General features: G+C 63.4%; 15 protein-coding genes, 2 tRNA genes and 3 rRNA genes. 12 read left to right on the top strand and 8 right to left on the bottom strand.

Annotated features, from left to right (window positions below; translation table 11 throughout):
* Window position 1: 1 nt before the first annotated feature.
* Window positions 2–1,414, bottom strand: coding sequence for a hypothetical protein (locus tag RKE25_RS20875; RefSeq protein ID WP_311840000.1), 1,413 nt, complete (start codon window positions 1,412–1,414; stop codon window positions 2–4).
* Window positions 1,411–2,334 carry an ABC transporter ATP-binding protein gene (locus RKE25_RS20870; protein WP_311839999.1) on the bottom strand — a complete coding sequence of 308 codons (924 nt, stop codon included), beginning with the start codon at window positions 2,332–2,334 and terminating at the stop codon, window positions 1,411–1,413. Before RKE25_RS20870 ends, RKE25_RS20875 begins: the two co-directional genes overlap by 4 nt.
* Before the next feature lie 94 nt (window positions 2,335–2,428).
* On the opposite strand from RKE25_RS20870, the gene RKE25_RS20865 reads away from it, so the two are divergent.
* The 6 genes from RKE25_RS20865 to RKE25_RS20840 all read left to right on the top strand — a co-directional run bounded on the left by RKE25_RS20865 (window position 2,429) and on the right by RKE25_RS20840 (window position 8,158).
* Window positions 2,429–3,031 (top strand): LON peptidase substrate-binding domain-containing protein, encoded by a 603-nt coding sequence (locus tag RKE25_RS20865; RefSeq protein WP_311839998.1) that lies wholly within the window; start codon window positions 2,429–2,431, stop codon window positions 3,029–3,031.
* 83 nt (window positions 3,032–3,114) lie between these two features.
* Window positions 3,115–3,933 carry an NAD(P)-dependent oxidoreductase gene (locus RKE25_RS20860; RefSeq protein ID WP_311839997.1) on the top strand — a complete coding sequence of 273 codons (819 nt, stop codon included), beginning with the start codon at window positions 3,115–3,117 and terminating at the stop codon, window positions 3,931–3,933.
* Window positions 3,934–3,938: 5 nt separating this feature from the next.
* Complete coding sequence (locus RKE25_RS20855; RefSeq protein ID WP_311839996.1) at window positions 3,939–4,385, top strand: HIT domain-containing protein; 447 nt, start codon at window positions 3,939–3,941, stop codon at window positions 4,383–4,385.
* 19 nt (window positions 4,386–4,404) lie between these two features.
* A complete protein-coding gene (locus RKE25_RS20850; RefSeq protein ID WP_311839995.1) occupies window positions 4,405–4,827 on the top strand; it encodes a VOC family protein in 423 nt (140 codons plus the stop codon).
* A gap of 199 nt (window positions 4,828–5,026) precedes the next feature.
* Complete coding sequence (locus RKE25_RS20845) at window positions 5,027–6,364, top strand: sigma-54 dependent transcriptional regulator (RefSeq protein WP_311839994.1); 1,338 nt, start codon at window positions 5,027–5,029, stop codon at window positions 6,362–6,364.
* 558 nt (window positions 6,365–6,922) lie between these two features.
* Window positions 6,923–8,158 carry an acetylornithine transaminase gene (locus RKE25_RS20840; protein ID WP_311839993.1) on the top strand — a complete coding sequence of 412 codons (1,236 nt, stop codon included), beginning with the start codon at window positions 6,923–6,925 and terminating at the stop codon, window positions 8,156–8,158.
* Between the two features lie 9 nt (window positions 8,159–8,167).
* Here the strand turns inward: RKE25_RS20840 and RKE25_RS20835 are convergent, their stop codons facing one another.
* The 4 genes from RKE25_RS20835 to thiE all read right to left on the bottom strand — a co-directional run bounded on the left by RKE25_RS20835 (window position 8,168) and on the right by thiE (window position 11,679).
* On the bottom strand, window positions 8,168–9,034 hold the full coding sequence (locus RKE25_RS20835; RefSeq protein WP_311839992.1) for an ion transporter: 867 nt from the start codon (window positions 9,032–9,034) through the stop codon (window positions 8,168–8,170).
* 115 nt (window positions 9,035–9,149) lie between these two features.
* Window positions 9,150–9,764, bottom strand: a complete 615-nt coding sequence (locus tag RKE25_RS20830; protein ID WP_311839991.1) for an HAD-IA family hydrolase — start codon at window positions 9,762–9,764, stop codon at window positions 9,150–9,152.
* Window positions 9,764–11,044: a glutamate-1-semialdehyde 2,1-aminomutase gene (gene hemL, locus RKE25_RS20825; RefSeq protein WP_311839990.1), complete on the bottom strand. Its 1,281-nt coding sequence runs from the start codon at window positions 11,042–11,044 to the stop codon at window positions 9,764–9,766. The genes RKE25_RS20830 and hemL overlap by 1 nt, the downstream gene beginning before the upstream one ends.
* The gene (thiE, locus tag RKE25_RS20820) at window positions 11,041–11,679 is read right to left on the bottom strand and encodes a thiamine phosphate synthase (RefSeq protein WP_311842452.1); all 639 of its coding nucleotides are present in this window, start codon (window positions 11,677–11,679) and stop codon (window positions 11,041–11,043) included. The genes hemL and thiE overlap by 4 nt, the downstream gene beginning before the upstream one ends.
* A gap of 88 nt (window positions 11,680–11,767) precedes the next feature.
* Here thiE and RKE25_RS20815 point away from each other — a divergent pair, with 88 nt between their 5' ends.
* Window positions 11,768–11,956 carry a rubredoxin gene (locus RKE25_RS20815; RefSeq protein ID WP_311839989.1) on the top strand — a complete coding sequence of 63 codons (189 nt, stop codon included), beginning with the start codon at window positions 11,768–11,770 and terminating at the stop codon, window positions 11,954–11,956.
* Window positions 11,957–12,190: 234 nt separating this feature from the next.
* Here RKE25_RS20815 and RKE25_RS20810 read toward each other — a convergent pair whose 3' ends face one another.
* On the bottom strand, window positions 12,191–12,646 hold the full coding sequence (locus RKE25_RS20810; protein ID WP_311839988.1) for a DUF192 domain-containing protein: 456 nt from the start codon (window positions 12,644–12,646) through the stop codon (window positions 12,191–12,193).
* Window positions 12,647–13,095: 449 nt separating this feature from the next.
* Between RKE25_RS20810 and RKE25_RS20805 the strand changes: the two genes are divergently transcribed.
* From RKE25_RS20805 to rrf, 5 genes are all read left to right on the top strand, one after another.
* Window positions 13,096–14,640: ribosomal RNA gene (locus RKE25_RS20805) — 16S ribosomal RNA — on the top strand.
* Between the two features lie 110 nt (window positions 14,641–14,750).
* A tRNA-Ile gene (locus RKE25_RS20800) sits at window positions 14,751–14,827 on the top strand.
* A gap of 4 nt (window positions 14,828–14,831) precedes the next feature.
* Window positions 14,832–14,907 (top strand) — tRNA-Ala (locus tag RKE25_RS20795).
* A gap of 188 nt (window positions 14,908–15,095) precedes the next feature.
* Window positions 15,096–17,974 (top strand): 23S ribosomal RNA (locus tag RKE25_RS20790).
* Between the two features lie 118 nt (window positions 17,975–18,092).
* Window positions 18,093–18,205, top strand: a 5S ribosomal RNA gene (rrf, locus tag RKE25_RS20785).
* The 16S, 23S and 5S rRNA genes sit together here with 2 tRNA genes alongside, the layout of an rRNA operon.
* 776 nt (window positions 18,206–18,981) lie before the next feature.
* Here the strand turns inward: rrf and RKE25_RS20780 are convergent.
* Window positions 18,982–19,917 (bottom strand): carbohydrate kinase family protein, encoded by a 936-nt coding sequence (locus RKE25_RS20780; RefSeq protein ID WP_311839987.1) that lies wholly within the window; start codon window positions 19,915–19,917, stop codon window positions 18,982–18,984.
* Window positions 19,918–20,156 lie beyond the last annotated feature (239 nt).

Below are 20,156 nucleotides of genomic sequence, written 5' to 3'. Positions count from 1 at the left end.
GTCAACCGAGCGGTGCGTCGAAGCTCGGGCTGCGACGTTGGTATTCGCGCTGCGCGGCGAACCACACCGCGGCGCCGAAGCTGATCGTCACCGCGCCCAGCGCGAGCGCGCCCCACGCCAGCCCCAGTGCGCCGAGCACCCAGTATCCGGCCCAGTAGGCCGCCATCGCGCCGAAGATCAGCACGAGATTGACGGCCGCGCGGCCGAAGCTGCCTTCCGGGCCGATCAGATGGATGGCCAGCCCCACCAGGCTGGCGGAGGTGGCGACGATCCCGGCGGTGAGCATCATGCGCGCCGGCTCGGCGGCATGGGTCAGCAGGCTCCCGAGCAGGGTGTACGTCAACGCGGTCAGCACGCTGATCGGCACCAGCAGCATCAGCGCGTCGACGACGATCCGTTGATATTCGGCGCGCGTGGATGGTGCAAGCGTGAGATAGAGATCGGCGAGGTTGGGCCGCATGCGCAGCATGCCGCGGCCCAGCTGCGGAAAGCGCGCCATGGTGAGCAGAATGGCGTAGGCGCCGATCACGGCGGCATTGAACTGCTGGCGATGGATGACCGCGAGGAAATAGATCGCCACCATGCCTGCCACGAGCACCAGGCGCAGCGCGATCGCCTGGGTGTTGTCATGCGGCAGCAGCAGCCGTCGTACCAGCGCGAGCCGGCCGGCCGCGGTGGGGCGCCGCCGGTAGGCGCGCAGCGTGTCTTCCATCGCGCGCTGGGCGGCGCGGTCGAACAGGTCGGAAATCCAGCGGGCCACCGCGCTGCGCGGCGCCGGCGCTTCTTCGAGTCCGGAAGAAGCGGTGCGGCCCAGGCTGGCGTTCTCCAGCGGCGACGCCGGCGTCTCGCGATCTTCGATGCGCAGCAGCGGCGACAGCGCGAACTGCAGCAGAAGCATCGCGCTGAGCAACAACACCGGCGCGGTCCATGGCGAGGCGAGCGCAGCCTGGGTGATGCGCGAGGCGAGATGCGGCATCCAGCCGGCGGCGATGAACACCACCCACAGCGCGAGGCTGACGCGGCGGCCGCAGCCGATCGCCAGCCCGAGCGCCGCGGCCAGGACGAGGCCGGCACTCATCAGCCATGCATACGGCAGATGGACGCTGGCGATCAGCGCGGCCGGCAACCCGATCCATTGCAGGGCGACGACGGCGCCCAACCCGGCCAGGTGGCGGCGAAAATCGGGCAACAAGAAGCTTTCTGGGCGGCACAGCCCGCGTAGCACCTGGCCTTGTCCGATGTGCCAGAACCAGGAGCCGAACGCGAGCGTGGTGGCGCCCAGGTAAGCCAGGCCTTCGTATTCGGAGGCCAGCCCGAACAGCACGAGCCCGGTCAGCCACAGCAGCGTGGACAGCACGGCCAGCAGCGGCAGCCGCTTCCAGAGCTGCAGCCAAAGCTGCCAGACCGGTTTCATGCCAGTTCCACGAATAGGTCTTCGAGCGACGGCGTTTCGAGGCGCAGGCTGGCGCCGAGTTCCTCGGCCAGCGCGCGAAGGGCGGCCGGGTCGGCGTCTTCGATCAGTAACTGCAACTCCGCACCGCTGACGATTGCCTTCAGGGAACCGGCGATGGATGGCGGCTCCGGCCAACCTTCCGCGCGGACCAGCACCGCGCGCAGGAAACGCTCGCGCAGCTCGGCCAGGGGGCGGGTGAACTGGATGCGGCCGTCGCGCAGCAGGGCGATGTCCGCGCCGGCGCGCTCCAGATCGGCCGTGATATGCGTGGAGAAGATCACCGTCTTGCCGGGATGGCGCATCAGTTCTAGCAGTTCGGTCATGAAGGCGCGCCGCGCCTGCGGGTCGAGGCTGGCGACGGGTTCGTCGAGTACCAGCAAGTCCGGCTGGGGCGCGATGGCGCGCACGATGGCGAGCTTCTGGCGCTGGCCCTGCGACAGCTGTCCGATCTTCTGCTTCGGATCGAGCTCCCACCCCGCCAACAGGCGTTCGGCCAGGGCGTGGTCCCAACGTGCGTAGAACGCGGCGGTGAAATCGAGATAGGCGCGCACCTTCATCCATGGAAACAGATCGAAGGTCTGGGGCACGAAGCCGATCCGATGCATGCGCTCGCCACCGGGCTCGGTCATCGGCGCGCCCAGCAGGCGCACTTCGCCGCCATCGATGGGCGACAGCCCGAGCAGGCAGCGCAGCAGCGTGGTCTTGCCCGCGCCGTTGCGTCCGAGCAGGCCGACCACGCGGCCCGCGGGCACCGTCCAGTCCACGCCGCGCAGCACTTCCCGCTTGCCGAAGGACTTGGACAGGCCGGCCACTTGGAGCACGGGCGCGGCGGGCAGGCCGACGGGATCGACGAGCGTGAGCGGCAGTTCAGCGGCGGACATTCCGGCAGGCTCCTCCTGGATCGGGACACTGTGCGGTCGATGGCATGCCGCCGTCCAGTGATCGCACGCGCATCTTGGCCACTACACTTCCCGCATGGCCGAGACGCCCCTTTCCGACGACCTGCCGCTGTTTCCTCTCTCGACCGTGCTGTATCCGCGCGGCCGCCTGCAGCTTCGCGTGTTCGAGCCGCGCTACCTGGACATGGTGCGCGAATGCTCGCGCCGCGGCACTGGTTTCGGCGTATGCCAGATCCTGCACGGCCGGGAGGTAGGCGAGCCGGCCGTGCCCGCGGCAGTGGGCACGATGGCGCGCATCATCGACTTCAGTCACGGAGACGATGGCCTGCTGGGCATCGTGGCGGAAGGTGCCGAACGCTTCCGCGTGACACGCACGCGCATCCGCTCCGATGGCCTGGTGTCTGGCCAGGTAGTGCATTGGCCCGCGGAGCCGGCGCAGACAGTGCCGGTGGAATTCGCCTTGCTGCAGACCATCCTCGGCCGCCTGCTCGAACACATGGCGCCGCATTGGCGCCACGCGACGAGCACGGACTACGACGATGCGAGCTGGCTGGGTTTCCGCCTGGCCGAGCTGTTGCCGCTGGAACGCGAGGAACACCAGCGCATGCTGGAGCTGACCGATCCGCTGCGGCGCCTGGCCGAACTGCAGACGATCCTGCCGCGATTCCAGAAAGCGTAGGCGTCCGTCCGATTACTCGCGTGCTTTGCGTGCCCGCCGGGGGCTCCTACACTTGGCCTCTTTTCCATCGGGACGGAAGCGCCATGGCCAGCCTCAAGGGCAAGACTCTGTTCATCACCGGCGCCTCGCGCGGCATCGGCCTGGCGATCGCGCTGCGCGCCGCGCGTGACGGCGCCAACGTGGCCATCGCCGCAAAAAGCAGCGTGCCCAACCCCAAGCTGCCCGGCACCATCCACACCGCGGCGTCGCAGGTGGAGGCTGCGGGCGGCAAGGGGCTGGCGCTCCGGTGCGATATCCGCGAAGAGGACGAAGTGAAGTCGGCGGTGGCCGCGACGGTCGAGGCGTTCGGCGGCATCGACATCCTGGTCAACAACGCCAGCGCGATCTGGCTGGCCGGGACGCTGGACACACCGATGAAGCGCTTCGACCTCATGCAGCAGGTGAATGCGCGCGGCAGCTTTCTGTGCGCGCAGGCTTGCCTGCCGCATCTGTTGAAGTCGGCCAATCCGCACATTCTCACCCTGGCGCCGCCGCCATCGCTCGACCCGAAATGGTGGGCGCCGCACACGGGCTACACGCTGGCGAAGATGGGCATGAGCTTTGTCACGCTGGGGCTGGCCGGCGAGTTCGGCCCGAAGGGCGTGGCGGTGAATGCGCTGTGGCCGCGCACGATCGTCGCGACCGATGCGCTGAACATGATCCCCGGCGTGGACGTGCCACGCTGCCGCACCCCGGAGATCGTCGCCGACGCCGCGCACGCCGTGCTGGTGAAGCCCGCCGCCGGTTTCTCGGGCCATTTCCTCATCGATGAAGAGGTCCTGCGCGAAGCGGGAGTCGCCGACTTCTCGCGCTACGCCGTCGACCCGGCGCAACCGTTGTTGCCGGACCTGTTCCTGGATTGATGCCGATGACGTGCCCGTTCTGTGCGATCGTCGCCGGCCAGGCGGAGGCGAGCATCGTGGCGGAGACGCCGGCGGCGATCGCGTTCCTGGATCTGCGGCAGGCCGTTCCCGGCCACGTGCTGGTGGTCCCGCGCCGGCACGTGGAAACGATTTTCGAGCTGGACCCGGCCCTTGGCGGGGAACTGATGGTGCTGGCCACGGGCGTCGCCAAGGCGTTGCAGGCGAGCCTGCAGCCGGCGGGGCTCAATCTGTGGCAATCCAACGGCGCGGCCGGTGGCCAGGAAGTGCCGCACCTGCATCTGCACGTGCAGCCGCGCCGGGTCGGCGACGGGCTGTTCCGGGTCTATCCGCAGGGCCTGCCGGCGCCGGCGCGGCGCGACGCGCTCGAGCAGCTGGCGGCGCGCATCCGGCCGCACCTGCCGCTGAGCGGCCCGGCACCCCACCGTATCTGAGACAAGAGGAAGAATCCCCATGAAGTACCTGCACAGCATGGTTCGCGTCCGCGACCTCGACCAGAGCCTGCGTTTCTATTGCGAAGGCCTCGGCCTGAAGGAGACGCGCCGAATGGAGAACGCTGCCGGCAAGTTCACGCTGATCTACCTTGCGGCGCCGGAAACGCCCGACGCGGAGGTGGAGCTCACCTACAACTGGGGTTCGGAAGAGGATTATGGCAGTGCCCGCAACTTCGGCCACCTGGCGTTCGAGGTGGAGAACATCTACGACATCTGCCGGCACCTGCAGGACATGGGCTACACCATCAACCGCCCGCCGCGCGACGGCCACATGGCGTTCGTGCGCTCGCCGGACCTGATCTCGATCGAGCTGCTCCAGCGTGGCGGCCACCTGGCGCCGCAGGAGCCGTGGGCCTCGATGGCCAATACCGGCGCCTGGTAACGGCTGCGGGCATCCGCTCCCGCTCCTCCTTCTGGCAGACCCCGTGCTGACCGTTTGGCGGGTGCCCAGGCTTGGTCGACACGTATAACGTGTGATCCATATCACACTTCTGTAGCAGCCCTGGGGAGGCCCTGCGGAACGTGACCGGCCACGCGGCGGAAGGGCGCCGCGCCCGGGAACCGGAATCAGGGGAGGGGGCATGGCCGTAAGCAAGGTGGACGCCAAGCGCTGCGTGGTGTGGTTTGGCCAGCCCAGCGCTACGGAGCACATGCGATTGAATCGCGCCGGGTGGTACGTCCGCGTGGCGGATGCCTCGGCCATCGGCGGCATCGGCACGCGTGCCGGCAATACCGTGGTGGCGGTGGCCGATCTGCGCCAGGCGGACGCCGCCGCCATATCGGCCATGCAGCACGTCATGGGCGCTTATCCAGGATTGCCCTGGGTGGCGCTGATGCCGTCGGAAATGCCCGCCGGCGATCCGGACCTGGGTGGCGTGATCGACACCTGCGTCGATGTGTTCACCGCACCGGTCGACGTCGACCGGCTGCTGGACTCGCTGGGTTATCTCGGCGGCGACATCGTCCCCGCCGAAACGGACGACCTGGGCATCACCGGACACAGCAAGGCGACGCGCGCGGTCATTGCCAGCGTTCGCAAGTACGCTCCGGTGGATTTGCCGGTGCTGATCACCGGAGAGACCGGCACCGGCAAAGAGGTGGCCGCACGCGCGTTGCATGGGCTTTCCCGTCGCAGCGGCCGTCCGTTCGCCGCGATCAATTGCGGCGCATTGCCGCCGAACCTGGTGCAGTCGGAATTGTTTGGCCACGAACGCGGTGCCTTCACAGGCGCGAATGCACGCCGCATCGGCCATTTCGAATCGGCTGCGGGAGGCACGGTGTTCCTCGACGAAGTAGGTGACCTGCCGGCCGATGCGCAGACCAGCCTGCTGCGTTTCCTGCAGGAGGGCACGCTGGAGCGCGTGGGCAGCAGCCAATCGATCAAGCTCGACGTGCGCGTGCTGGCGGCCACGCATGTGGACCTGGAAAAAGCGGTCGAGCAGGGGCGCTTCCGCGAAGACCTCTACTACCGGCTCAACGTGCTGCGTCTCCACATGCCGGCGCTGCGGGAGCGCGAGGACGACGTCGTGCTGCTGGCCCAGCATTTCCTCGACGCCTTCCGCGAGCACCACGGCAGCCACGCGCGCACCTTCAGCAGTGCCGCCCGGCAGGCCATGCGCCACTTCGGATGGCCGGGCAACGTGCGCGAGTTGCTCAACCGCGTGCAGCGTGCGGCCGTGGTCGCCGAGGACGCGCTGATCACGCCGGAGGACCTGGACCTGGTCCATGTCTCGCAGATGCCGCTGGGCCGGGCGAGCCTGGGCGGTGCGCGCGTCGCGGCCGAACGCGAGGCGGTGATCAGCTGCCTGCGGGAATGCCATTTCAATGTCAGCGAATGTGCGCGGCGGCTGAAGGTCTCGCGCGTCACCATCTACCGGCTCTGCAAGAAGCACGGGCTTTCGCTGGATCAGCTGCGCTGAGGTTTCATCCGATGCTGGCCGCCCGGGCGCCGGGAGGGCGCCGTGCGTGCGCAAGAGGGGCCGGGCGCGATGCCTGAAAGAGACGGAGGGCCCCCGGCCTACAGGGGTCAGCCGGGGGCCTCCGCTGGTGCCCGGTCACAGGGAAGACCGGGTTACCGCCCGCGTCGCCACCAGGCGGTGGCCTTGAACTCGGGTCACTGCATACATGGCAAGCTGCGTGCCATCGTGTGTGCAAGGCTTTGTGCCATTTATTTCAATGAGTTGCGTCAGCCCGTCCGTGTGGCCGATGTAACAGGAGCGTGGCGGCGGCGAGGCAGGGGCATCGGCCGGGAACCGCCAGCCATTGCGGTTCGCGCGCCGCTCGGCAGGTGTATCGCCGCTGCAGCAGGTGCAACGTCCGGCCGTACAGCAGACTTCGGCGGGGAAGCGCATGGAAAAGCCGGGGCGCTGGTTCTACGATGCGCGAGGCCCCGCCGCGCGGCTTGCGCGGGCGATGCGGCCACGTCCCCAACCAACCATTCGATGGTGTTGCCCGAATGGCAATGCCAGGAGCCCCTCATGCACGCGCAGGATTCATCGTCGTCCCTGATCGACCTCGGCAAGCGGTACTGGCTGCCGGTGTACCGACCCCGCGAGGTGGTACTGGATCATGGCAAAGGCGCGCGCGTGTGGGATACCGAGGGTCGCGACTACATAGATTTCGGCGCGGGTATCGCGGTGAACGCGCTCGGCCATCAGGACCCCGACCTGGTGGACGCGCTGGTGGCGCAGGCGCACAAGCTCTGGCACAGCAGCAACGTGTTCTACACCGAGCCGCCGCTGCGGCTGGCCGAGGAGCTGGTGAAGGCGTCAGGCTTCGCGGAGCGCGTATTCCTGTGCAACTCCGGCACCGAGGCGAATGAAGCGGCGATCAAGCTGGTGCGCAAGTGGGCGGCGTCCAAGGGACGTTCGCCAGATCGGCGCGTCATCCTGACCTTCCGCGGTTCCTTCCACGGCCGCACCCTGGCGGCGGTGACCGCCACCGCGCAGCCGAAGTACCAGGAGCACTACGAGCCGTTGCCGGGCGGATTCCGCTATCTGGACTTCAATGACGTTGCCGGACTCGAAGCCGCGTTCGCGCAGGGCGACGTCGCCGCCGTGATGCTGGAGCCCGTGCAGGGCGAAGGTGGCGTGCTGCCGGCCACGCCGGAGTTCATCCGCCGCGCCCGCGAACTGTGCGACGCGCACGAGGCGCTGCTGGTGCTCGACGAGATCCAGTGCGGCATGGGCCGCACCGGCACACTCTTTGCGCACGAGCAGGACGGCGTGAAGCCGGACATCGTTACCTTGGCCAAGGCGCTCGGCTGCGGCTTCCCGATCGGTGCGATGCTGGCCGGCCCGAAGGTGGCCGAGGTCATGCAGTACGGCGCACACGGCACGACCTTCGGCGGCAACCCCATGGCGGCGGCGGTGGCGCGGGTGGCGCTGCGCAAGCTGGCGTCGACGGAACTGATGGCGAATGTCGCGAAGCAAGCCAAGGCGCTGCGCGATGGCCTGGCGGCGATCCATGCGGAGCTTGGCCTGTTCGCCGAGGTGCGTGGCCGCGGCCTGATGATCGGCGCCGTGCTCGCCGACGCCTACAAGGGGCGCGCCGGCGAGATCCTGGATTATGCCGCCGCGCGAGGGCTGTTGGTTTTGCAGGCCGGCCCCGACGTGCTGCGTTTCGTGCCGCCGCTCAACCTGCAGGATGAGGATCTGGCCGAAGGCCTGGCTCGCCTGCGCGCGGCGTTGAGCGATTTCGTCGCGAAGCCTTGAGCTGTTCCGCTACTCGGCGCCGTGCTCCAGCGCGGCGCCGCAGTGGCGGCAGTAGCGCGCGTCCGTCTCGTGGTCGGCGAGGCGGCAGGCGGGGCAGGCGATTCGCTGGCGCGCTTCGCGCATGCCGGCTGCCAGTTCGGCGGCAAAGATGCCGGTTGGCACGGCGATGATGCCGTAGCCGACCAGCATGATCACGGAGGTCAGCAACTGGCCCAGAGTGGTGTGCGGCGTGATGTCGCCGAAACCGACGGTAGTCAAGGTGACCACCGCCCAGTACATCGATTTGGGGATGCTGCTGAAGCCGTTGTCCGGGCCTTCCACCAGGTACATCAGCGCGCCGAAGATCAGCACCAGAGTCAGGATGGTGGTGATGAACACCAGGATCTTGTGCCGTCCGCGCAGCAGTGCCGACCACAGCAGATTCGATTCGTTGATGTAACGCGTCATCTTCAGCACGCGGAAGATGCGCAGGATGCGCAGGGCGCGCACTACCAGCAGGTACTGGCTCCCGACGAAGAAAAGGCTCAGGTAGGTGGGCAGTACGGCGAGCAGGTCCACCACGCCGAAGAAGCTGCGCATGTAGGCCCGTGGCCGATCCACCACGGCGATACGCAGCAGATATTCGGCCGTGAATAGAAGGGTGAAGAGCCATTCCAGCAGGTAGAACAGACGCGTGGCGCGGTCATGCAGGTCTGCGACCGAATCCAGCACCGTGACCAGGATGCTGGAAAGGATGGCGACGATGAGCACGACGTCGAAAAGACGGCTGGGCCGGTCGTCGTGGTCGAAGATCATGTGAAACCAGCGTGCCCGCCAGCCGCTCGCCGTAGCGGGGCCGCAGGGGCGAGAGTGCGCGTCGTGCGACGGTCTGTTCATGACGGAAGCTCCCAGGTGGCGGTCCGACATCGCCCGTGCCTTGCGGCGCCTGCGCACCGCGCGGATGGCAGCATAGCGGCGCGGCGCGGGAGGTCCAGTGAGACCTGCCGGCGGTTCAGCCCAGGCCGAAGGCGATCAGGGCCTGCCGAAGGCCGGCGCGATCCTGGTAGTGGTGGGCGTGCAGGCCCGCGGCTCGGGCGCCGTCGACGTTGGCGGCACTGTCGTCAATAAAGAGCGTGCGTGCCGGGAGGACCCCAAGTTCGGCCAGGCAGCCGAGGTAGGCCGCAGCGGCGGGCTTGGCGGCACCGAACCGGGCCGCCGCATACGCGCGGCCGGCGAACAGGGGGAACAGCTCCGGGACGATGCGCGGCAGTTGGTCTGCCATGAGGTGGCCGTTGTTGGTGAGCAGGCCAAGCGTCACGCGGCCCTGCAGGCGAGACGCGACGTCGATCACCGCCGGGCGAGCTTGCGTGGCGACTCGGCGCGCTTCGACCCAGGCGTCGGCAGGCACCGGCCGCTGCAGATGGTCGCCGAGGGCGGCCAGGTAGGCAGCGGCGTCCAGCACACCGCTGTCCCCCGCCTCCTCGACGCCCGATTCGTAGATGGCCGCATGCACCGCGTCCGGCGTGACCCCGATCAGCGCCGCCAGGTGCGCTACGCGCGCCTGGCGGTCGTAGTCAGCCAGCACGCCGTCCAGGTCGAACAGCACACAGTGCAGCGGTTCCTCCATCAGGCCCGGTCCGCGCGGAGCGTCTGGCGGGCGGCTTCCAGCGTCGCGGCGATATCTTCATCGCTGTGTGCGCTGGACAGGAAACCGGCCTCGAATGCCGATGGCGCCAGGTAAATGCCACGCTCCAGCATGCCGTGGAAGAAGCGATTGAATGCCGCCGTGTCGGCCGCCGTGGCCTGGGCGTAGCTTTCGACTTTCTCGCGGGTGAAGAACAGGCCGAACATGGCGCCCACGCGATTGGTGCTGAAGGGCACGCCTTCGCCGTCGGCCACGGCTTGCAGGCCATCGGCCAGCAGGCGGGTGCGGGCGGCGAGGTTGTCGTAGAAGCCGGGTGCCTGGACCAGTTCCAGCATGGCCAGCCCGGCGGCCATCGCCACCGGATTGCCGCTGAGCGTGCCTGCCTGATAGATCGGGCCGGCCGGGGCGATCTGTTCCATCAGCTCGCGGCGCCCGCCATAAGCGCCCACGGGCATGCCGCCGCCGATGATTTTGCCGAAGGTGGTGAGGTCCGGCGTGATGCCGTAGTGCGCCTGGGCGCCGCCGAGCGCCACGCGGAAACCGGTCATGACCTCGTCGAAGATCAGCAGGGCGCCGTGGCGCGTGCATAGCTCGCGCAGCCCCTGCAGGTAGCCCTCCTTCGGCGGGATGCAGTTCATGTTGCCGGCGACCGGCTCGATGATGAGGCCGGCGATGTCGTCGCCATGCTCCTCGAACAGAGCCTTGGCCGCGTCCAAATCGTTATAAGCCAGGGTGAGCGTGAGGTCCGCCGCGGCCTTCGGCACGCCGGGCGACGTGGGGACGCCGAAGGTGAGTGCGCCCGAGCCGGCCTTCACCAGGAAGCTGTCCCCGTGGCCGTGATAGCAGCCTTCGAACTTCACGATCTTGCTGCGACCCGTGGCGCCGCGGGCGAGCCGGATGGCCGACATAGTGGCCTCAGTACCGGAATTCACCATGCGCACCATGTCCACCGAAGGCACCAGGCGCGTGATGGTCTCCGCCATGGTCACCTCGGCGGAACAGGGGGTGCCGAAGGAGAGCCCGTCCTTGATGGCGCGTTCGACGGCCTCACGGACCCTCGGATGGTTGTGGCCGACGATCATCGGCCCCCAGGAACCGACGTAGTCGATGTAGCGCTTGCCTTCGACATCCCACAGATAGGCCCCGTCCGCGCGTGCGGTGAAGAACGGTTCGCCGCCGACCGACTTGAAGGCGCGCACGGGCGAGTTCACGCCGCCGGGCATCAGTTGCTTGGCGCGCTGGAAGAGTTCGTGGTTAGTCATCGTGAAATTCCGGAATGGGGCGGATAGAGATCGGTGAAGCGTTGCGCTGCGGCGCGCACATCGGCGACGGCGAAAAGGGCGGAGATCACGGCGAGGTAATCGGCGCCGGCGCTTACCAGGGAGCCGGCATTCTCAGGCGTGATGCCGCCGATCGCTACACGGGGCACGCCCAGCGCGGCGCTCTGCCGCAGCAGGTCGGGCGAGGCGCGCCTGGCCAGGGGCTTGGTCGGTGAGGGGAAGAACGCACCGAAGGCTATGTAGTCGGCGCCAGCGCCGGCCATGTCGCGCGCGCGCTCGAGCGAGTCATAGGAGGAGACGCCGATGATGGCGTGGTCGCCCAGCACGTCGCGTGCGGCGGCGAGCGCCGGGTCGGTCTCGCCCAGGTGGACGCCATCGGCATGGACGGCAGCCGCCAGCCGGATGTCGTCGTTGATGATCAGGGCCGCGCCGTGCCGGTCGCAGAGCAGCCGAAGCGCGCTGGCTTCTTGATGGCGTCGGGAGTGGTCGGCCGTCTTGTCGCGGTATTGGACCAGCCGGGCTCCGCCGGAAAGGGCCGCGGCGACGGCTTCCAGGAGATCGGCGCGTGGGCCGTCTGTGATGGCGTAGAGGCCAGGATGTTTGAGTTTTGGGTGCATGGTTGTGGTGGATTGCCGCCGTACGCTTTCGCACGGCCGGCTGAGTTGCGAGAATGCGGCTCTTGTTTCCTTTTCAAGCACGGCAACGATGAGCCAGGATTCTTCCAACAATAAGAAGTGGATGTGCGTGGTTTGCGGCTTTATCTATGACGAAGCCGAGGGCTTGCCCGATGAGGGCATCGAACCAGGCACCCGCTGGGAAGATGTGCCCGAAACCTGGACCTGTCCGGATTGCGGTGCCACCAAGGCGGACTTCGAAATGGTCGAAGTGGACTGAGTTTCTCCCATCCTTGTCAGCACGCGGCCCCAAATTGCCATTCCGTTGACCGGGTCGTGTGCTCAGATGCTCCCGTGCCCCTCGCTGAGGGGCACAGCTAGCAGGGAGCCGTCACATGCAACAGTTCGTACCTTTCGAAGACGATTGGGATGCCCTGGAAAAGCTGCATCCCGCCTCGTTGATTCCCTTCCGCGTCGGCGTGCCCTGCGCACATGACATGGCCGCAACGGCCGATCACTCCACCTTGCCGATCGCTCCTTCCACCGTCAGCTCGTCCCCAATAGCGGCGCCGATGCGCCGGGCCGTGCCCGCGTCCAACTCCAGTACATAGCGCGCCGGTCGGTCGCTGGGATAGCTGGGGCAGGGGTCTGCTTTGCACGGCGGCACGTCCAACTGCATGGACACGAGCTTGCGGTTGTCGTCGAAGTACAGAATGTCGAGCGGGATGAGCGTGTTCTTCATCCAAAACCAGCGTTCCTGCGTATCCGGGAAGACGAACAGCATGCTGTGATCGGCCGCCAGTTCGTTGCGCATCATCAGGCCGCGGGCGCGTGTTTCGTCGCTGGTGGCCAGTTCGGCGGAAAAACGCTTGCCGTGCAGCGTCACGCTATGTGTCGCTGCTGGCGCGGCGGCGGCGAGCGCAGGGCCAGCTAGGGTGAGGAACATCAGAGGGGCCAGCAGCCTTTTCATCGCTACCTCGGTTCTTTGGTTTGGACAGATGCGCGCGAGTGTAGCGGGGTGGTGGGTGTCATCTCGCGGAAAAAAATTCCGCGCAACCCCTTCACAGGTTCCGGGATGGGCGATATGATTCTCGCCCCTTCGACGAGACGCCTTCGACGAAGGGTTTCCCCCGAAACGCCAACGACGAAAATTGTTTCTCGCAGGTGTTGACGGACAGGAAAGACGATGTAGAATGGGCGGCTCACCCGGGACGAAATGTTCTGGAGCGATTCGAAGAAAGAGTCGCAAGTGATTGATCTTTGACAGTGTGCGCAGGTGACTTGTGTGGGCGCCTTGCGGTGGATGGAACAACTGTCCACAAATGCAAGCGTCTAACCTAAGAGTCAATTCAAAGCTTGACGTTTTACGGTTAGGACAACGCTTCAGAAAGATAGATCGACTTCGGTTGATCGAAAACTTAAGTGAAGAGTTTGATCCTGGCTCAGATTGAACGCTGGCGGCATGCCTAACACATGCAAGTCGAACGGCAGCACAGTGGAGCTTGCTCCATGGGTGGCGAGTGGCGGACGGGTGAGTAATGCATCGGGACCTGCCCAGACGTGGGGGATAACGTAGGGAAACTTACGCTAATACCGCATACGTCCTACGGGAGAAAGCGGGGGATCTTCGGACCTCGCGCGGTTGGATGGACCGATGTTCGATTAGCTAGTTGGTGAGGTAATGGCTCACCAAGGCGACGATCGATAGCTGGTCTGAGAGGATGATCAGCCACACTGGGACTGAGACACGGCCCAGACTCCTACGGGAGGCAGCAGTGGGGAATATTGGACAATGGGCGAAAGCCTGATCCAGCAATGCCGCGTGTGTGAAGAAGGCCTTCGGGTTGTAAAGCACTTTTATCAGGAGCGAAATACTACCGGCTAATACCCGGTGGGGCTGACGGTACCTGAGGAATAAGCACCGGCTAACTTCGTGCCAGCAGCCGCGGTAATACGAAGGGTGCAAGCGTTAATCGGAATTACTGGGCGTAAAGCGTGCGTAGGCGGTTTCTTAAGTCTGCTGTGAAATCCCCGGGCTCAACCTGGGAATGGCAGTGGATACTGGGAAGCTAGAGTGTGATAGAGGATGGTGGAATTCCCGGTGTAGCGGTGAAATGCGTAGAGATCGGGAGGAACATCAGTGGCGAAGGCGGCCATCTGGATCAACACTGACGCTGAGGCACGAAAGCGTGGGGAGCAAACAGGATTAGATACCCTGGTAGTCCACGCCCTAAACGATGCGAACTGGATGTTGGTCTCAACTCGGAGATCAGTGTCGAAGCTAACGCGTTAAGTTCGCCGCCTGGGGAGTACGGTCGCAAGACTGAAACTCAAAGGAATTGACGGGGGCCCGCACAAGCGGTGGAGTATGTGGTTTAATTCGATGCAACGCGAAGAACCTTACCTGGCCTTGACATGTCTGGAATCCTGCAGAGATGCGGGAGTGCCTTCGGGAATCAGAACACAGGTGCTGCATGGCTGTCGTCAGCTCGTGTCGTGAGATGTTGGGTTAAGTCCCGCAACGAGCGCAACCCTTGTCCTTAGTTGCCAGCACGTAATGGTGGGAACTCTAAGGAGACTGCCGGTGACAAACCGGAGGAAGGTGGGGATGACGTCAAGTCATCATGGCCCTTACGGCCAGGGCTACACACGTACTACAATGGTCGGTACAGAGGGTTGCAATACCGCGAGGTGGAGCCAATCCCAGAAAGCCGATCCCAGTCCGGATTGGAGTCTGCAACTCGACTCCATGAAGTCGGAATCGCTAGTAATCGCAGATCAGCTATGCTGCGGTGAATACGTTCCCGGGCCTTGTACACACCGCCCGTCACACCATGGGAGTGAGTTGCTCCAGAAGCCGTTAGCCTAACCGCAAGGAGGGCGACGACCACGGAGTGGTTCATGACTGGGGTGAAGTCGTAACAAGGTAGCCGTATCGGAAGGTGCGGCTGGATCACCTCCTTTCGAGAACGACAGAACCTCCTCCGCAAGACGTCCACACAAGACACCTGCATATCCGCATGTAAAAGACATGCCTGGCCCATCCCATTCGATGTGGGGGCCTATAGCTTTATGGGTCTGTAGCTCAGGTGGTTAGAGCGCACCCCTGATAAGGGTGAGGCCGGTGGTTCGAGTCCTCCCAGACCCACCACTTTGGGGCCATAGCTCAGCTGGGAGAGCACCTGCTTTGCAAGCAGGGGGTCGTCGGTTCGATCCCGACTGGCTCCACCAGTTCACGCGGATATGTAGCGCACACGAAAAGATTTTGAAGCGAGACGGCACTGTGGCCGCTTTCGTGTTCTTTGACAATGTAAACGAGTGACAAGCGTCTTGGTTTGAAACCAAACCGAGATGTGTCGTTGAGGCAATTAAGCGAACGCGTTGTTTGGCGTTAGCCCTGAGGCGACTTGGGGTTATATGGTCAAGCGACCAAGCGTATACGGTGGATGCCTTGGCGGTCAGAGGCGATGAAGGACGTGGCAGCCTGCGAAAAGTGTCGGGGAGCTGGCAACAAGCTTTGATCCGGCAATGTCCGAATGGGGAAACCCACTGCTTCGGCAGTATCCAGTACTGAATTCATAGGTGCTGGAAGCGAACCCGGGGAACTGAAATATCTAAGTACCCGGAGGAAAAGAAATCAACCGAGATTCCGTCAGTAGCGACGAGCGAACGCGGACTAGCCCAAAAGCACAGCATGTTTTAGTCGAAGGGTCTGGAAAGGCCGGCCATAGCGGGTGATAGCCCCGTAGGCGAAAAGGCACGTTGTGTGAAATTGAGTAAGGCGGGGCACGTGAAACCCTGTCTGAACATGGGGGGACCATCCTCCAAGGCTAAATACTCCTGACCGACCGATAGCGAACAAGTACCGTGAGGGAAAGGCGAAAAGAACCCCGGAGAGGGGAGTGAAATAGACCCTGAAACCGTATACGTACAAGCAGTGGAAGCCCGCAAGGGTGACTGCGTACCTTTTGTATAATGGGTCAGCGACTTACTGTCAGTGGCGAGCTTAACCGTCTAGGGGAGGCGAAGGGAAACCGAGTCTGAATAGGGCGCATAGTCTCTGGCAGTAGACCCGAAACCGAGTGATCTATCCTTGGCCAGGTTGAAGGTGCGGTAACACGCACTGGAGGACCGAACCCACATCTGTTGCAATAGATGGGGATGAGCTGAGGATAGGAGTGAAAGGCTAAACAAACTCGGAGATAGCTGGTTCTCCTCGAAAGCTATTTAGGTAGCGCCTCGTATGTATCTTCCTGGGGGTAGAGCACTGTTATGGCTAGCGGGTCATCGCGACTTAGCAAACCATGGCAAACTCCGAATACCAGGACAGACTGTACGGGAGACACACGGCGGGTGCTAACGTCCGTCGTGAAAAGGGAAACAACCCAGACCCGCAGCTAAGGTCCCAAAGTTAGTGCTAAGTGGAAAACGATGTGGGAAGGCATAGACAGCCAGGAGGTTGGCTTAGAAGCAGCCACCCTTTAAAGAAAGCGTAATAGCTCACTGGTCGAGTCGGCCTGCGCGGAAGATTTAACGGGGCTAAGCACTACACCGAAGCTCGGGGTGCACACTTTGTGTGCGCGGTAGAGGAGCGTTCCGTAAGCCTGTGAAGGTGGGTTGAGAAGCCTGCTGGAGGTATCGGAAGTGCGAATGCTGACATGAGTAACGATAATGCGGGTGAAAAGCCCGCACGCCGAAAGCCCAAGGTTTCCTCGCGCAACGTTCATCGGCGCAGGGTGAGTCGGCCCCTAAGGCGAGGCAGAAATGCGTAGTCGATGGGAAGCCGGTTAATATTCCGGCACTTGTCTGCAGTGCGATGTGGGGACGGAGAAAGTTAGGTCTACCGGGCGTTGGTTGTCCCGGGGAAAGGCGGTAGGTGGTGATCTTTGGCAAATCCGGGATCACATACACCGAGCACCGAGACGAGCCCTATTGGGCGAAGTGACTGATACTACGCTTCCAGGAAAAGCCACTAAGCTTCAGCTGCAGAGAAACCGTACCGTAAACCGACACTGGTAGGCAGGGTGAGAATCCCAAGGCGCTTGAGAGAACTCGGGTGAAGGAACTAGGCAAAATGGCACCGTAACTTCGGGAGAAGGTGCGCCCTTTTTGGTGGCTACATGCGTAGCTGAGCTGAGAAGGGTCGCAGTAACCTGGCCGCTGCGACTGTTTATCAAAAACACAGCACTCTGCAAACACGAAAGTGGACGTATAGGGTGTGACGCCTGCCCGGTGCTGGAAGGTTAATTGATGGGGTCAGCCGCAAGGCGAAGCTCTTGATCGAAGCCCCAGTAAACGGCGGCCGTAACTATAACGGTCCTAAGGTAGCGAAATTCCTTGTCGGGTAAGTTCCGACCTGCACGAATGGCGTAACGACAGCGGCGCTGTCTCCACCCGAGACTCAGTGAAATTGAAATCGCTGTGAAGATGCAGCGTTCCCGCGGCAAGACGGAAAGACCCCGTGAACCTTTACTACAGCTTCACACTGAACGTTGAGTTCTTCTGTGTAGGATAGGTGGGAGGCTATGAAACCGAGACGCTAGTTTCGGTGGAGCCATCCTTGAAATACCACCCTGAAGTGCTTGACGTTCTAACCTAGGTCCGTAATCCGGATCGGGGACCGTGTGTGGTGGGTAGTTTGACTGGGGCGGTCTCCTCCCAAAGAGTAACGGAGGAGCACGAAGGTACGCTCAGCGCGGTCGGACATCGCGCACTGTGTGCAAAGGCATAAGCGTGCTTGACTGCGAGATCGACGGATCAAGCAGGTACGAAAGTAGGTCTTAGTGATCCGGTGGTTCTGTATGGAAGGGCCATCGCTCAACGGATAAAAGGTACTCCGGGGATAACAGGCTGATACCGCCCAAGAGTTCATATCGACGGCGGTGTTTGGCACCTCGATGTCGGCTCATCACATCCTGGGGCTGTAGTCGGTCCCAAGGGTATGGCTGTTCGCCATTTAAAGTGGTACGCGAGCTGGGTTCAGAACGTCGTGAGACAGTTCGGTCCCTATCTGTCGTGGGCGTTGGAGATTTGAGGGGGGCTGCTCCTAGTACGAGAGGACCGGAGTGGACGTTCCGCTGGTGTTCGGGTTGTCATGCCCATGGCATTGCCCGGTAGCTACGAACGGAAGTGATAACCGCTGAAAGCATCTAAGCGGGAAGCACGCCCCAAGATGAGATCTCCCGAGTCCTAGAGACTCCTTAAGGCCCCATCTAGACTAGGTGGTTGATAGGCGCGGTGTGGAAGTGCAGCAATGCATTGAGCTTACGCGTACTAATGAGCCGTGCGGCTTGACCATATAACCCCAAGACGCTTCGCAGCTCAGCGAGCATCTCGCAAAGTTCATCCAAGACGTTTGTCACTCGTTTACTCCATCTGCCGGACCGGCGCTCCCTAGCGCTGTCCAGCACCCTTTCCCTGGCGACGATAGCGCTGTGGTCCCACCCGATCCCATCCCGAACTCGGAAGTGAAACGCAGCTGCGCCGATGGTAGTGTGGCTTGCCATGCAAGAGTAGGTCATCGCCAGGGGCTTTATCCTGAAAAACCCTCACCTCACGGTGAGGGTTTTTTTTATGGCTCTTCCTCAGCCCTTCTCCAGCCTGTTTCGCACATAAGCACCTGCAGTGCCTCGACCGCAGCACTTCGCTGCACCGTCGCACGATCATCGGGCTGCCGCTCGGCCATGTCGCGAGCGTCACCCTCCCGACGGCATCGGCAATCTTCCGCGCCCGGCTGAGGCTTTCTAACAGGTCGATCCTCTCTGCGCAGTTGGTATCGCTTCGCAGCCAGCGCAGGCGACCATCGAACGGCAAAGGCGCAACTACTCGCGCAAATACAGGGCTTTCTCTCTGCGCTCCGTCCGATAGCGCTACGCCTTTGCGGTCATGGCCAGTTCCAGTTTCCCGCCAGTCGCGCACCCACGTACCTGCTACTTGCCTTCTCAAGAATGAGATCGGCCGTCGTATGCACGAGAGTCGAGCTGACGTTGCGTCACGCCGAAGGTCTGCACGCTTCAACTATGTCGTGTACCGGGAACCATGCAAGCCCCTCGACAAATCACCTCGAACAAATCGCTATGCCAAGTCTGAGTTCTGAGCATTGCGCATCGCGGATCTGCTCTCCAGAGCACTCCGGAATTGAACTTCGAGAAAAAGGCATCGCCGCCCATCCACGACCAACATCCAGGCGTCGCCATCTGATACGCCAGCGGATCCATCCGCATCCTGCACCAGCCAAGCACTTTGCCCATCAAACAAAAAAGGCCTCCCAAACGGAAGGCCTTTTTTCGCAAAACTTAGAAAGACTCAATCCAACCCATACCCAAACTGCTCTTCAAACTCCGTCGCAAACTGCGCATAGTTGAATCGCTGGTTCTGCGTGCCGGGATGCTCCACCTTCAGCGCGCCCATCAGAGAAGCCATGCGGCCAATCGTCGGCCAATCCTTGGCGCGCATGATGCCGAAGATCAACCCCGCGCGATAAGCGTCGCCGCAACCTGTGGGATCGACGATCTTGCGCTCGCGCGCCGGCGGAATTTCGTGCACCACGCCGTCCGCATGAATCAGCGAGCCGCGCGGTCCGAGCGTGACGATATAAGCCTTCACGCGTCCGGCGATCTCTTCCGCACTCCATCCCGTGCGCGACTGCAACAACTGGGACTCATAGTCGTTGACGATCACATACGTGGATTTTTCGATCATCGCCCGGAATTCATCGCCATTGAACAGCGGCATGGCCTGGCCCGGATCGAAAATGAAAGGCACTTCACGCGATGCGAATTCATCCACATGCTGCAGCATCGCTTCGCGGCTATCCGGTGCGACGATGGCGAAACTGATGTCGGGAATGTCGCGCACGTGGTTTTCATGCGCACTCAGCATCGCACCGGGGTGGAACGCCGTGATCTGGTTGTTGTCCAGGTCGGTCGTAATGAAACACTGCGGCGTGAACTGGTCGCCGAACTCGCGCACGTAGTCCAGGCGGATGCCACAGTGCTCCATGTGCGCTCGGTAAGGGCCGAAGTCCTGCCCCACCGTCGCCACCGGCAGCGGGTCGGCACCCAGCAGCTTGAGGTTGTAGGCGATGTTGCCGGCACATCCGCCGAACTCGCGCCGCATCCGGGGAACCAGGAACGACACGTTCAGGATATGCACCTGGTCGGGCAGGATGTGGTTCTTGAACTGGTCCTGGAAGACCATGATGGTGTCGTATGCCAACGAACCGCAAATAACGGCAGACATGATTCGTGGGTGTCCCCGGGCTAGTGAACAGGCCGCGCGAGCGCGGTCTAACCGAAGGTCGGACGGCTGTCCGGCCAAAGTTGCGAATTTTACCGATATCGGAGCCGCGCGGCGACTTCCTTCGGAAAAGCCAGCTCACCTAGCCCGAGCGAAAGTTCGCATATCACCCCGTCCTGCAAGGCTTTCTTAACGATATTGTCCTTGCGCGCAAGGTGCTGCGTCTTTAGACTGGCGCGCTT

It is taken from the genome of Dyella sp. BiH032 (assembly GCF_031954525.1).
Taxonomy (GTDB): Bacteria; Pseudomonadota; Gammaproteobacteria; order Xanthomonadales; family Rhodanobacteraceae; genus Dyella_D.
Note: the sequence above shows the minus strand (reverse complement) of the source record. Positions and strands in the feature narration are given on the sequence as shown.